Genomic DNA, 14615 nt, shown 5'->3' on the forward strand with positions numbered 1-14615 from the left:
CAAAGGATGAGAACATCAGATAAAAAAATTGCAATAGTCATTTTATTCGCAAACGTTTACAAAAATAAAGTGTTGACAGTTCTTTTAACATTTACACGAATGCATTGAAAAACAGAACAAAGAGGAGTAGGATAAGTGTGAAAAATATCACAAAATAGAAAGAGAAGTGAGAAAACAATGGAAGCTTTACAAACATGTAAAGAGCTTGCATTAAAGAAGCGCTCCATTTTGCAAACATCGCCTCTTCAATACATGATTCGTGCTGCGTTGGCAGGTGTATACATTGGTTTTGCTCTCGTTCTTTGCGTACGTATCGGACAATACTTTTATGAGGCGCATTCACCTGTAACGTATTTAGTGAGCGGTATTTTCTTCGGAATTGCCCTTGTGTTGATTATGTATGGCGGTGCAGAACTATTTACAGGGAATACGATGTATTTTACTGTTAGTACGCTTCAAAAAGAAACGACGATTGGTGACACGCTTCGTAACTGGGTGGCGTGTTATAGCGGCAACTTGCTTGGTGCGATTTTCTTCGCCTTTTTGATTGCACAGTCAGGTATTTTTCATGACATTCCGATGGATCATTTACTTTTTGCAATTGCTTTGAAAAAAATGCATGCAACAACGGTACAATTGTTTGTCAAAGGGATTTTATGTAACTGGCTTGTTTGTTTAGCTATTTTTATTCCAATGCAAATGAAGGAAGATATGGCAAAAATGTTTGCGATGATTTTAATCGTTTTCGTCTTTTTTGCTTCCGGATATGAACACTCTATTGCAAACTTTGTTATTTTTTCACTTGCTTTAGCTGTCGAGCATCCAGATACAATTCATGTAGCAGGGATTATCCATAACATCGTCCCTGTAACGCTTGGGAATATCATTGGTGGTTCATTATTTATGGGGGCGTTATACACATATCTTTCATCTAATAAACAATCTACGCCTGTGTGGAAAGGGGCGTTTGGAGTAAGAAAAATATTGAATAAGTAAAAAATAGTCGGGATATGTTCTCGACTATTTTTTTATTTGTTATAATAAAAGCTATTATTTTATTTCATTTTTCTGTCTATGGGGGGATTTATGATGTATTTTCAACAAAAACATGTGCAAAAGTTTATGAACAAATATAAAGATCGAGCACGCTTGCTTATTTCATGCCCAGATCAACCAGGCATTGTGGCCGCTGTCACTACTTTTTTGTACGAAAAGGGGGCTAATATTGTGGAATCCAGTCAATATTCGACAGATCCTGAAGGCGGTACGTTTTTTTTACGAATCGAGTTCGATGCTCCGAATATATCAGAAAGAAAAAAGACGATAGAGAAGGAATTTGCAACGATTGCACAACAGTTTGAGATGAATTGGCGATTGAGCTTACATACACATGTGAAAAAAGTAGCGATATTTGTTTCAAAAGAAGAGCATTGTTTATTAGAGTTACTATGGGAGTGGCAAGCGGGTGAATTACTTGCAGATTTTGCTCTAGTTATTAGCAATCATGAGCAAATGAGAGAAACGGTAGAGTCTTTTGGAATCCCATACTATCATATACCGGTAACAAAAGAAACAAAAGAGGAAGCGGAAGAAAAACAAATCCAACTATTAAAGGAACACGATGTGGATGTCATTGTGCTTGCTCGTTATATGCAAATTTTATCACCACATTTTGTTGCAACGTTTCCAGCACAAATCATTAATATTCATCATTCGTTTTTACCGGCATTTGTTGGCGCACGACCATATGAGCAAGCTTATCGACGCGGAGTGAAACTGATCGGTGCCACTTCTCATTATGTAACAGATGATTTAGATGAAGGCCCAATTATTGAACAAGATGTCGAGCGGGTGGATCATAAGCATCATGTAGAAGACTTAAAGCGAATCGGGCGCATGATCGAAAAAACGGTTCTTGTCCGCGCCCTAAAATGGCATTTAGAAGACCGTGTCATTATTCATGAAAATAAAACAATTGTTTTTAAATGAAGGAGGAAGATCCTTCTTCTTTTTTACAAAAAATTGATATCATAAAACTATGTTCTAAATAAAAACTGAATAAAAATAAAAATGTTCAATTATAATGGAAATGGAGAAGGAATTTTCTTTTAAGTAAAGAATGTGTCATATGAAAGGAGGAGAAAAAATGAGTGAAAAAAGAAAACCGAGCGGATTTTTATTAAAGCAACGCGCATTTTTAAAGTTATATTTAATTACTTTGACTGAACAGGAACGATTGTATGGATTGAAATTGTTAGATGTGCTTCGTGAAGAGTTTCAACCATTTGGGTATCGTCCGAATCATTCAGAGGTATACAAAGCGCTACATGATTTGATTGAAGATGGCATTTTAGAACAAGTAAAAAAGAAAAAAGAAGGAATGAAATACCAAGAAGTTGTTTATTATCGTTTTACTGAGGAAGGATATAAGAAAGCCCAGTTGTATAAGCGACAATTAAAAACAGAACTTGATCGTTGTGAAGCGCTTATCCGTAAAGCGATCAAAGATAATTTTAGTTGACAAAAGAATTATATTTCATTTAATATACTGATAAGGGTATAAGAAAAGGGGTTTGATGAACATGACATATGATAATCAAGTGAAGAACCGTTTAAAGCGAATTGAAGGACAAGTTCGCGGCGTACTAAAAATGATGGATGAGCAGAAAGACTGCAAAGAAGTCGTTGCTCAGTTGTCAGCTATTCGTAGTGCTGTTGATCGTGCTATTGCAGTTGTTGTAAGTGCTAATTTGGAACATTGCATTCGTAAGGATATAGAAACAGGATCATTAGAAAGTGAAAAACTTATTCAAGAAGCGGTAGAGCTACTCGTCAAAAGCCGGTAATGCCGAGTGGCTCCCTTTTTCATTCATTTGTTAACATAATATAATTATGTTAAACTGTTCTTTTGTTTGCACAAATTCATTTGTTTTTTGTACAATACGTACGTATGAAAATATAGAGAGGAATGACATCATGATTTATACACAGTCATTTACACTACCAGAAACGATTGAAGCGATCGTTAAAGAAAGAAGAGAGATGTTTAAAAATAACATAGACGAACAGGCTGAATATACGGCATATACACCCGCTCATGAGTCCATTTTATATGACGCAATTATTGCTTTGGCTCTAGGAAAAAATGTGTTGTTAAAGGGGCCGACAGGATCAGGGAAAACAAAACTAGCCGAAACGTTATCGCTTTTCTTTGGACAGCCAATGCACAGCATTAATTGTTCAATTGATTTAGATGCTGAGGCGATGCTTGGTTTCAAGACGATTCAACAAACAAATGGGCAAGCAACAATTGAATTTATCCCCGGGCCTGTGATTGAAGCAATGACAAAAGGGCATCTGTTATATATTGATGAAATTAACATGGCTAAGCCGGAAACGTTACCGATTTTAAACGGGGTACTCGATTATCGAAAAATGATTACAAATCCATTTACTGCGGAAGTTGTTAAAGCGAAGCCGACATTTGGCGTCATTGCAGCGATTAACGAAGGATACATTGGAACAGTACCGTTAAATGAAGCATTGAAAAACCGTTTTGTTGTCATTGATGTGCCGTACGTCCAAGGTGAAGCATTAAAACGTATTTTACAACAACAAACGAAGCTAACAAATGAAGCGTTATTAGATCGTTTTGTTACACTATCCGCAGATTTAATTGTTCAAGTGAAGCAAGGATATGTATCAGAAGAAGCTGCTTCCATTCGGGCGTTGATCGATGCTTGTGATTTAGCGGTATACATTCCACCACGACGGGCAATCGAGCGAGCGATCGTCGAAAAATTGGAGGACGACCGGGAAAAAGCTGCGGTGCGCAATTTAGCCGAAACGTTGTTTGATGAATGAGGGTGGCTACATGAATCGTTTTATTATGTTTAATGATAAAAAAGTTGATTCTTTTTTGTTTATGGAGCTATCTGATTTAGTGAAAACATTAACAAAAGATGAGGAAATGGAGCTCGAGTTCGGTTATCAGTCGTATCTTGATCGGCAACATAAAAAAGTCGTTGTCAGTCACTTTTGGGATAATCGTCCAAAAGAACAGTACGTATATGGATTAAAAAGCGATGTGTTTTTGCGGACGATCGGAAATTTCCATTATACAAGTGACAAAGACATTCTTTTCTTCCTTCATCAAATAAAAGCATATTCTATTCCGAACTTTGCTAAACAGTTATTTGTGTTGCTTGAAGATATGCGGTTAGAAGATATATGCCGGCATGTACGTCCTGGTACAAAAAAAGCGTTCGTTATTCGGAAACATGTATATCGCCATTACTTCGAAACTCAATGGAATGTGAATATGATAAAAAGCGTTTATACAGATGCATTGTTTAATTATTTATATTTACTATTAACAGCGGAACAACCCGTAAACGATATTTTTCTTCCTGAACGTTTACGCTTAGCTCTTCCATTTGTTGAGCGTGAAATAAGAAATGTATATGATGCAAAATCGACCGCTCATATTTCACATATTGTGCTTACAGTTGTAGATGTGTTAGATGAATTGTTAGATACTGATATGCTAAACACGTATTTTCATCTCCCAGAGTATATTTACGTTAATCAGCAACAAGATAGGGAAGATATTCGACGAAAAGATCCATTGAAAAATCATGACGTACTTGATAAAAAATCGGAAAATGAAGATATTTTTCAAGAGACGATGCATACATGGCATCGTGAAACAAGCGATATGACGAATAGTTTTTTACAGTTTGATCTCGAACAAGGTTCACAGACTGACTTGCTCGGGGAAGGAGTTCGTCAAGGGGAAGCGGGAGACCAATCTCTTGGGATAGTGCATGGTTCATCACAAAAAACAACACATAATGATTATACGCATTTAGAACAACAAGAGCATCGCTACGAACTTTCTGGACGTTCCGAGTATGAATACGGAAAAGAAAATCGTTATGCTAAGCCGATATTTGTGGATGCTTTGCCACCGACAATTGAGCAAACTAAACAGTATGAACGTAACCGGGGAGTAATTGGGCCGTATCAAAAAAAATTGACACGATCCATTGAAAAAGTACTCGAGCATAAAAAAATACACCCTCGTACGGATTTACATGCAGGTCGTTTAAATAAAAAGCTATTACGCTTTTTTACAGAAGAACATCCGCGTTTATTCTATAAAAAACACGAAACATCCCCGTTATTAGATGCTGCTTTTGTTTTGCTTGTCGATTGTTCTGCATCGATGTATGACAAAATGGAAGAAACAAAAAAAGGAATTATTTTATTTCACGAATCTCTTAAAGCGCTTCGCGTTCCGCATAAAATTGTTGGTTTTTGGGAGGATACGAACGACGCTACATCGTCTTATCAACCTAATTATTTTCAAACTGTTATTGATTTTGATGATTCTCTAAGAAAAGATCATGGGGCAAGAATTATGCAATTGGAGCCACAAGAAGATAATCGTGATGGTTTGGCTATTCGATTAATGACAGAAGAATTACAAAAAAGAAACGAAAAACAAAAATTTTTACTCGTCTTTTCGGATGGGGAACCAGCTGCTTTCGGCTATGATCAAAATGGGATTGTAGATACACACGAAGCGGTTGTAGAAGCGAGAAAATTAGGAATTGAAGTAGTCAATGTGTTTTTAGCAAACGGAATAATTAGCGAAAGTCAACAAAAAACGATTGAAAATATATATGGACATTACAGTGTACTCGTTCCAAACGTAGAGCAATTACCAATATTTTTAGCCCCATTGCTAAAGAAATTACTGCTGCATAAATTGTAAAACACCCACCATTCTGGGTGTTTTTTATGTTAATCATCAAAAAAAATTTGTTAACAAAAAAATTTTTTAAAAAAAAAGATTGTGTTGGGATATTATATGAGAAAGTAAAAGAGTAGTAAACATAATCGTTTTAAAATAATATATTAAAATAATTAAATTTCAATTTTATTCCTTTAACTCTGTAAATTGTAATATGTTTTTCTAATTTTTACTATTGACGCATAATTTTAATTTTCAGATAATACTATTGCGAGACTAATAATCTTCAGACTGTTGAAAAACGATTTTGTCAAGGACAAAATCGTTTTTCTTTTGTTATAATATGTTAAAGGAAAACTATGAAGAAGGAGAGGTAGAAGTATGTACCGTCCTTTCTCCAAGTCAGAATTGAAAAAGAACAGAAAAGCGTATGAAAAAATGTACGACAAACGTCATTTACTTGTTTACAAATCGTTTGGGATTTAGCAGACTTAGCGATGGCGCTTATGGCATTAACAAACTTAGTAGCAATCGGTTTACTTGGTCGTATTGCATTTAAAGCGCTTGATGATTATATGGCAAAACGGAAACGCGGAGAAAATCCAGTATTCTATGCTGATGATATCGAAGGGTTAAAAGGTGTTGAATGCTGGCCAACTCGTAAAGAAGAACAAATGAAAAAAGCTGCTGGAAAATGAGTGTAAAAAACAGACCTGAGGTAATCCTTAGGTCTGTTTTTTACACAATGTATTGTAAAAGTTTACAATGTTGTAACAGTTTCAATCTTTTTTGTAATACAGGTTTGCATTATAATAATAAACGAAATGATTATAATGAATATATAAATAAATTGAGAGAGGAGGATGTGTATGAAACAGTACATCTTCACTTTTAGTACACACCATCAACAACCAGTTGTATGGGAAGAAGCCATTATTGCAGATGGCATGATGGATGCGTGTGTAAAAGCGAAAAAATTGTGTCGCCAGTATGAACAAGAAAAACAAATTCCGATCCGTATTCAATATAAAGGTGTTCGCTATTGTAGTGAAGATATCGCATAAGTGACATAAGAAAGGACGGATTATATAGTGTTTGTTTCATCATAAGCCCGCAGCTGCTCATAAATACGTTAGACTGCGGGCTCATAATTTTTCTTCTGTCTCAAAAACAAAAGTTTACTTATGATATGAGATACAATTTGTTAAACTTCCTATAATTTATGTTATGTAAACTAATAATAAAAACAAAAAACAAGGCAGTTGCTATTTATTACTGCCCTCTTAGGTTTTTTAGTTACACAATCTCGCTTATAACACATCCGGCAAGCTTATTCGCTATTTTACTGTTGCGAAATAACCAGTTTATTAAATGAGGCTCAGTGTTAAAAATTTCAACACTTACCTTCCCCTCAACAAATAGTAGAGCAAAGCGGACGCCAATTTTAATTAAAGAACCGTCAGAACCTTCAACGAAAAGAACGGTTTCGGAATAATGATAATCATCTAGATTACTTCCGAATTTCTTTTCATAATAATCAATGTTTTCACTTCGGTTCGGTCCAGCAATTTCCTTTAGAATTTGGTAGAAATCTTTAATGTTTTCCTTGAAAATTTCTGGATAAAGCGATCCATAAATTTTATTTCCATGGATAGTTAGTTGGAACAAACTTAAATCTAATCGTTTTGTTAAAAGCTGTTCCCATTCAGCTTGAGTTAAAGTCTTTTCTGATTCAGCCACAAATTCACTAATAATCCCTAAGCTATAATATGTACCCACAAATGCCTCCCATTTTTATTATTTTGCAATCGATTGTTTGAAAGTTAGTTTATTACTATAGATGTCTTAATTTTGTTGCTCCCCCTTTTTTTCTACCAAGGCGGCACCTTTTTGAATTGCTGTGCCACCGAATTTTTTTCGGAGTTTCTCTACCGTTTTCCATAACGCTTCGGTTTTTGCTTCTTCTTCATAATGGAACAAATCAAGCTGTTTGACCGCTTCTTTGCGATCAAACACGTCTAATGCGGTAATGCCAAGCAAGCGGATAGGCTCGCCGTTCCAATGTTTTTTCAATAAATACGCCGCATAGCGAAAAATCTCTTCCGCTTCTTGAAATGGGTTGTCCCACGTTTTGCTGCGGGTGATCGTTTGGAAGTCGTGGTAGCGAATCGTCAACTGAACGGTTGCCGACACCACCCGCTTTTGTTTCATTCGTCGGCCGACAGACTCGGCTAATTGACGAAGGATATCCAAAAGAACCCGCTGCTCTGTGACATCGTACGGAAGAGTGATCGAATTGCCAATCGATTTCCGCTTTTCCCCTTCTTCTGGGTTGACAGGGCGATGATCGATCCCGTTTGCCCATTCTTTTAAACGAGAGCCATAAATTCCGAGAGTTTGTTGCAGAGCTATTTCGTTCGCTTTTGCTAAATCGCCAATCGTGGCAATCCCCATTGCATTCAGCTTTTTGGCGGTTTTCTCTCCTACTCCGTGCATCGTTTCTACCGTCAACGGCCATAGTACGTTCGGAACATCCCGTTTGCGTAAAACCGTGATGCCGAGCGGCTTTTTCATTTCACTTGCCATTTTCGCTAAAAATTTGTTCGGTGCAATACCGATACTGATAGGAATTTGAACCGTTTCAAGTAAATCTCGTTGGATATGTTCAGCCAATATAAGTGGATGTACCGATGCCATTTCTGTAACATCTAAATAGCCTTCATCGATAGAGGCCCGCTCAAGTAGCGGAGAAACGCGCTGTAAACGTTCAAACACTTGTTGACTGATTGCGCGGTAAAGCGAAAAGTTCGGTTTTCGCACAATAAGAGACGGGCACTTTTTCTTCGCTTCCCATAGCGGCATTGTCGTATAAATGCCAAGCTGCTTTGCGAGATAATTTGCTGCTAGCACAATCCCCCTTCGTTCTTTCGGATCGCCTGCAACAACAACAGGCTTCCCTTTTAACGACGGGTCATACGCCTCTTCGCAACTAGCAAAAAACGAATTACAGTCGATATGAAAAATAATGCGTCCCATTTCGATTCCCCTTCTAGATAAACGCGCCAATGATAGCGGAGACGATAACAACAAGCAAAGGCGGACATTTCCAAATCGCTAGTAAACAAAACGCCGCTAATGCAAGGCAAAAATCCGCCGGGGTTTGAATGGCTTTTGTCCATACTGGATGATACAGCGCCGCAAGCAAAATGCCTACCACCGCCGCGTGAATGCCATGGAATGCCGCTTGAAACCGTGCATGCTGACGAATCCATTCCCAAAACGGAAGCGTCCCGATGACTAATAGAAAAGACGGGAGAAAAATCGCAATCGTTGCGACAATTGCCCCTTTCCATCCGAAGCTTACCATCCCTAAATATGTAGCAAACGTAAACAACGGTCCCGGTACTGCCTGCGCCATTCCGTATCCCGTTAAAAATTGTTCGTTTGTTACCCATCCTTTCGTCACTACTTGCGCTTGTAATAAAGGAAGTACTACATGTCCTCCACCAAAAACAAGCGCCCCTGCGCGATAAAAGCTGTCAAAAAGCGCGACAAGCGGAGAACTCGTCAATTGTGCGACAAGCGGAAGCAGCCCAAGCAGTATAAAAAATATAAGTAAAAAGCTCACTTTTTTTCCTGAAGAAATAGAAATCGACGAAACCGCTGTGGGCGAATGGCTCCGATACAAAAGGCTTCCTAACATCCCAGCAACAATAATGATAACAACTTGTCCTCCAGCGTTTGGAAACAAAAAAGACAAAATAGCCGCCGCAACGGCAATCGTCGCACGCGAACGATCGAAAGCAAACGCCCTTGCCATTCCCCATACGGCATGAGCAACCACCGCTACCGCTACGACGAGCAATCCATGCAGCCAATCGATAGCAATCCCTTTGGAAAAATAGGCAAACAATAAAAGAATCAATGCCGACGGAAGCGTAAATCCTATCCATGCCGCAATCGCCCCGAGCATCCCTGCTTGCAAAAATCCAATGCCAATCCCGACTTGACTGCTCGCCGGTCCAGGAAGTAGCTGACATAACGCAACTAAATCAGCATATGTTTTCTCATCCATCCATTGTTTCCTTTTCACATACTCTTCACGAAAATACCCTAAGTGAGCGACAGGCCCACCGAAAGAAACCAATCCTAACCGCGCCGCTGTTTTCCATACTTCCCAAATCGGGTGTTTCTGGACGATGTATTTTTCAGGATTCAAACTAGCCCCCCCTTCTTAATAAACCTCAACAACTTTTAATAAATCGTTCCGACCACATTCCCTAACTATACAGCCCCCGTTTTTTGTACATAAAGATAATTACGAAGGTTGTCTCCTTCTTCTCGATGTTCTTGCTGGTGTAATAATTACCCCACCACCGTTCCGTTTTTCACAGGTGCGTCCGGTTGTAAAAGCACGACATCGTCTTCTTCCGGAATGCCGCCGAGGACCAATACTTCGGAGGAAAAGCCGGCGATGCGCCGCGGCGGAAAATTGACGACGGCGACGACTTGCCGCCCGATTAACTGTTCCGGTTCGTAGCGCCGCGTAATTTGTGCGGAGGAGCGTTTCACGCCAAGTTCGCCAAAATCAATTTCTAATTTGATTGCCGGTTTGCGCGCTTCCGGAAACGGTTCTGCTTTTACAACTGTACCGATGCGAATCTCTAGTTTTAAAAAATCTTCAATCGTTGCCATATACATCCCCACTTCATCCTATTTTATCACACTTCTTAACTCGTTTGAAATATGAAAGGTGCAAAACTCCCCCCTTTCCGCTATACTGAACAAGTAGTCTTGTGGCTAGGAGGAAAACGAATGAAATCACTAGTTCTTGCCGAAAAGCCGAGTGTGGCACGAGAAATTGCCCGCGTACTTGGCTGTCGGGAACAACATAAACATTACTTGGAAGGACCGAACTATATTGTCACATGGGCGCTTGGGCATTTAATTGAATTGAAGATGCCAGAGCATTATAACCCAGCATATAAAACGTGGCGGCTAGAAGATTTGCCGATTATTCCGGAAAAAACGGGACTGAACGTCATTCGACAAACGAGCCATCAGTTTCGCGCTATCGAAACACTAGCAAAACGCCCAGACATTAAAAACTGCATCATCGCCACCGACGCCGGACGGGAAGGCGAACTCGTTGCACGGTGGATTTTGCAAAAGATTCGTTGGAAAAAACCGTTCCTTCGCCTTTGGATTTCGTCCCAAACCGACCAAGCGATTCGCGATGGGTTTCAACATTTAAAACCGGGGAAACAGTTTGATCGGTTATATGAATCGGCAGTGTGCCGGGCAGAAGCGGATTGGTTGATTGGATTAAATGTGACGAGAGCGTTAACGACCAAATACAATGAACCGCTTTCCGCAGGCCGCGTCCAAACACCGACGCTTGCGATGATCATCGAGCGGGAAAAAGAAATTCAGTCGTTTCAACCGGTGCCATATTGGACGATTCATGCCAACGTCGGGTCTGTTCCTGCTGTTTGGGAGCGTAACGGGGAAAAACGAATTTTTTCGAAAGAACTAGCGGAACAGCTATATGAAACACTAAAAAACAAGCAAGCAACGGTTATTTCTGTTGAACGAAAAACAAAAAAAGAGCCGCAGCCGCTCCCTTACGACTTAACGGAACTGCAGCGGGACGCAAACAAACGATTTGGCTTTTCTGCGAAAAAAACGTTAAGCGTGCTACAACGGCTCTATGAACAGCATAAACTCGTCACGTATCCGCGCACCGACTCGCGCTACTTAACGACCGATATGGAAAACACGATGCTTGAGCGGCTAGAGGCGATGAAATCTGGATACGGAGACGAAATGGCTTCGCTTTTAAAACATAAAGGGAAAGTGATGGCTCAGCGGGTATTTGATAATAAAAAAGTAACCGATCATCACGCGATTATCCCGACGGAAGAGCGGCTGGATGTCGGCAAGCTTTCTGCCGATGAACGAAAACTATATGATTTAATCGCTCGTCGCTTTTTAGCACTTTTCTATCCAGCGTGCGAATATGAAACCGTTCAAGCTGTTTTTGAAATCGACGGCGAAACGTTTATCGCACGCGAAACGCGAGTAGTGAACGCCGGGTTTCGATGCATTCTAGAAAAGCAAGAAGAGAAAATGACTTTCCCTATTTTTAAGAAAGGCCAAACGGTTTCTGTTAGGCTAGAGAAAAAAGAAACGCTAACAGAACCGCCTCTTCGCTGTTCCGAAGCCGACTTGTTGTCACAAATGGAAAAATACGGACTCGGTACGCCAGCGACGCGGGCTGACATTATTGAACGCCTTATCGAAACGGAAACGGTCGAGCGAAAAAACGGGCGGTTTTATCCGACACCGAAAGGAAAACAATTAATTGAACTCGTGAACGAGGAATTAAAATCGCCACAGTTGACCGCAAAGTGGGAAAAAGAATTAGAAGCAATTGCCCGCGGGAATGGTGATCCGAAAACGTTCCTCCAAAACATCCGCAAGCAAACGGAGCGGTTAGTGGCGGAAATCAAACAAAGCGATCGAACGTATCGCGCCCATAATTTAACTGGCTCGATGTGCCCAGAATGCGGGTCGTTTTTAAAAGAACGGGCAACAAAAGAAGGACGTCTGCTTGTATGCGCGAATATGGCCTGCCGATTCCGAAAACGAAAAGATCCAAAACTTTCGCATCGTCGCTGCCCACAATGCAAAAAACGGATGGAAATTCATGAAGGAAAAGCAGGTATCTACTTTCAATGCCGCCCTTGCAATGTTATTGAAAAAGCAGAAGAACAGAAAAAAACAAAACTTGGCCAAAAAGAACGGGCGTTATTGAAAAAATATAGTGCCGAGAATGATTCGTTTGGCACAAGTTTAGGTGATTTATTGAAGCAGGCGTTAGAGAAAAAGAGCGAGTAAGGGAGATGCCGGTGTCGCCTCTGACACCGGCTCACTCCATTCGTTTTTTCGCCGACGAGCAAAGCTGTTGGGTTTACTCCAACAGCTTTGTTTATCTCATGCGCTTCTGCATCCACACTTGTTTGACGGTTGATTGAAAGCCGATTTCTTTTAACAGGGAGTAGGTCGGTGACGAATGAGTAACCGGTATGTTTACTACTACTTTCACGACCTCGTCTGAACAAGTGCCGAACACGTTTGTCAGCAAAAACCGAAGGATCGGTTCCGCATCGTCCCTTGCAGGGTGAGCTTCGCATTGAAATAAAATCGTTTTTTCATGCTTACCTGCTTCATCAAAAACACGGCGATAATAGGCATATCCGATGTCGCCACCTTGCTCGTCTTTTACAAGAAGCGCCTCGCCCTCTTTGACGCTTTGCCATTGCGTTTGCCACGGATGTCCTCCTTTATAAAAAGGAAGATGGCTCACTCGTTGCGGGACGGTCGTTTCCACTTGAAATGGTTTGGTGTCTAAGCGTGGTACTGATTCTGGAAACTGTAAATATTCGAGTTCGTCTACGATTTCATATCCGAACTTTTTATATAGTCCAATAGCTCGCTCATTTTCGCTAATCGCTTCCAATGTTGCAAGCTCGACGCCTGCTTGTTGGTAAATGTCAAGTGTTGCTTCCATTAGCTCCGTTCCAATTCCTGTTTTGCGAAACGCAGGCGCTACTCCTGTGCCGCCGTTCCAGGCGATTAAAGTCCCTTGAAATTCGCGAATGCCGTTTAGCACGATCCCAACTGCCTCCTCATGGTGAAAGGCAATAATAGATAGTGAAGGAGAAAGCCCCTCCCCGACTAATCGCTGCAAAAAGCTTTCTAGCGTCAGTTGAATCGGAAAATAATACCCTTCAAATCCAGCATTCCAAGCACGTACTGCTTCTTCTAACGTACATTCTGATAGTCGTTTTATTTGTAACATATTCCCTCCATTATGCCGTAATGTTTTCTTCGGACGAAGCTTCTTTTTTCTATTATTTGTTGGCTTCTTTACAGACATTGAAATGAAATTTTCCTCCCTTTTCTCATTCATTTTATGCCTTTCGTCATCCTTTATTTTCCTATCTGCTGAAGTGTAGGGCTGTTTTTAATCGATACCCACGGGCGATTATGTTCCCAACGGACGTGCACATCTATTTGAAACGTTTCTGACAAATAATTGTCGGTGAGTATTTTTTCTTTTTGTCCGGTTGCTATAATTTTTCCATCTCTTAATAATAAAACATGGGTCATTTCTTCGATAATTTCTTCAATATGATGTGTGACATATAACACGTGGCATACTTTTTTTATGATAACGTCCCTAATGAGTGCCAAAAGTTCTTCTCGTGTCAACATATCTAGTCCTACGGTTGGTTCATCCAATATGAGCAGCTTTGGCTTTGCCATTAGTGCTCGAGCAATCAGTACTTTTCTTTTTTCTCCTTGCGATAAGGTGCGATACGTTTTTCCTTTTAAGTAACCGATTCGAAAGACATTCATCCATTGTTCGGCTTGGTGGAAATCTTTGTCTGTGACAGGCTCATACAGCCCAATCGAAGCAAATTTTCCGCTAACAATTACCTCTTCCGCCGTTTCCGATTCTAATGTAGGTTGAAATCTCTCAAACGAGTTGCTTACAAACCCGATGTGTTTGCGAAGTTCTGGCAAATTTGTTTTTCCAAATCGGTGCCCTAATACGGAAACTTCTCCTTTTGATGGGTATTCATAACCTAATAAAATATTAAGTAGCGATGTTTTTCCTGAACCATTTAACCCGAGAATGACCCATTGTTCATTTTCTTGCACTTCCCAATGTAGACGGTCTAAAATGACGCGCCCTTCTCTAATAAATGAAACATTTTTCATCTCAACAATCATTCCTCTTCCCCCTTGTTTCATTTTGATCTAAAACACTTTGTCAATGATTTTATAA

General features: G+C 39.9%; 15 protein-coding genes. 9 read left to right on the forward strand and 6 right to left on the reverse strand.

Going from position 1 to position 14615, the window contains the following annotated elements:
• Positions 1–177 precede the first annotated feature (177 nt).
• From BO219_RS03220 to BO219_RS03255, 8 genes are all read left to right on the forward strand, one after another.
• Positions 178–996 (forward strand): formate/nitrite transporter family protein, encoded by an 819-nt coding sequence (locus BO219_RS03220; protein WP_077428377.1) that lies wholly within the window; start codon positions 178–180, stop codon positions 994–996.
• A gap of 93 nt (positions 997–1089) precedes the next feature.
• On the forward strand, positions 1090–1989 hold the full coding sequence (purU, locus tag BO219_RS03225) for a formyltetrahydrofolate deformylase (protein WP_143271266.1): 900 nt from the start codon (positions 1090–1092) through the stop codon (positions 1987–1989).
• A gap of 157 nt (positions 1990–2146) precedes the next feature.
• The gene (locus tag BO219_RS03230) at positions 2147–2521 is read left to right on the forward strand and encodes a replication termination protein (protein WP_003397201.1); all 375 of its coding nucleotides are present in this window, start codon (positions 2147–2149) and stop codon (positions 2519–2521) included.
• 61 nt (positions 2522–2582) lie between these two features.
• Positions 2583–2846 carry a metal-sensitive transcriptional regulator gene (locus BO219_RS03235; protein ID WP_041638381.1) on the forward strand — a complete coding sequence of 88 codons (264 nt, stop codon included), beginning with the start codon at positions 2583–2585 and terminating at the stop codon, positions 2844–2846.
• A 196-nt stretch (positions 2847–3042) separates the two neighbouring features.
• Positions 3043–3864: an AAA family ATPase gene (locus BO219_RS03240; RefSeq protein ID WP_226373775.1), complete on the forward strand. Its 822-nt coding sequence runs from the start codon at positions 3043–3045 to the stop codon at positions 3862–3864.
• A gap of 10 nt (positions 3865–3874) precedes the next feature.
• A complete protein-coding gene (locus tag BO219_RS03245) occupies positions 3875–5779 on the forward strand; it encodes a vWA domain-containing protein (RefSeq protein ID WP_077428380.1) in 1905 nt (634 codons plus the stop codon).
• Between the two features lie 476 nt (positions 5780–6255).
• Positions 6256–6456, forward strand: a complete 201-nt coding sequence (locus tag BO219_RS03250) for an alanine:cation symporter family protein (RefSeq protein WP_420807094.1) — start codon at positions 6256–6258, stop codon at positions 6454–6456.
• A gap of 171 nt (positions 6457–6627) precedes the next feature.
• Entirely contained in the window at positions 6628–6822 is a 195-nt protein-coding gene (locus BO219_RS03255; RefSeq protein ID WP_077428381.1) for a hypothetical protein, read from the forward strand.
• A gap of 232 nt (positions 6823–7054) precedes the next feature.
• On the opposite strand, the gene BO219_RS03260 is transcribed toward BO219_RS03255, so the two are convergent.
• From BO219_RS03260 to csaA, 4 genes are all read right to left on the reverse strand, one after another.
• Positions 7055–7537, reverse strand: a complete 483-nt coding sequence (locus BO219_RS03260) for a hypothetical protein (protein WP_032101746.1) — start codon at positions 7535–7537, stop codon at positions 7055–7057.
• Between the two features lie 66 nt (positions 7538–7603).
• Positions 7604–8794, reverse strand: a complete 1191-nt coding sequence (locus tag BO219_RS03265) for a DNA polymerase IV (RefSeq protein WP_077428382.1) — start codon at positions 8792–8794, stop codon at positions 7604–7606.
• A gap of 13 nt (positions 8795–8807) precedes the next feature.
• Positions 8808–9977, reverse strand: a complete 1170-nt coding sequence (chrA, locus tag BO219_RS03270) for a chromate efflux transporter (RefSeq protein WP_077428383.1) — start codon at positions 9975–9977, stop codon at positions 8808–8810.
• Positions 9978–10123: 146 nt separating this feature from the next.
• Entirely contained in the window at positions 10124–10453 is a 330-nt protein-coding gene (csaA, locus tag BO219_RS03275) for a chaperone CsaA (RefSeq protein WP_077428384.1), read from the reverse strand.
• 120 nt (positions 10454–10573) lie between these two features.
• Between csaA and BO219_RS03280 the strand changes: the two genes are divergently transcribed.
• Positions 10574–12658 carry a DNA topoisomerase III gene (locus BO219_RS03280; protein WP_077428385.1) on the forward strand — a complete coding sequence of 695 codons (2085 nt, stop codon included), beginning with the start codon at positions 10574–10576 and terminating at the stop codon, positions 12656–12658.
• Positions 12659–12749: 91 nt separating this feature from the next.
• Here the strand turns inward: BO219_RS03280 and BO219_RS03285 are convergent, their stop codons facing one another.
• Both BO219_RS03285 and BO219_RS03290 read right to left on the reverse strand, forming a co-directional pair.
• A complete protein-coding gene (locus BO219_RS03285; RefSeq protein ID WP_077428386.1) occupies positions 12750–13622 on the reverse strand; it encodes a GNAT family N-acetyltransferase in 873 nt (290 codons plus the stop codon).
• Between the two features lie 131 nt (positions 13623–13753).
• Positions 13754–14560, reverse strand: coding sequence for an ABC transporter ATP-binding protein (locus BO219_RS03290; RefSeq protein ID WP_077428387.1), 807 nt, complete (start codon positions 14558–14560; stop codon positions 13754–13756).
• Positions 14561–14615: the final 55 nt, after the last annotated feature.

It is taken from the genome of Anoxybacillus kestanbolensis (assembly GCF_001996285.1).
Lineage (GTDB): Bacteria > Bacillota > Bacilli > Bacillales > Anoxybacillaceae > Anoxybacillus > Anoxybacillus kestanbolensis_A.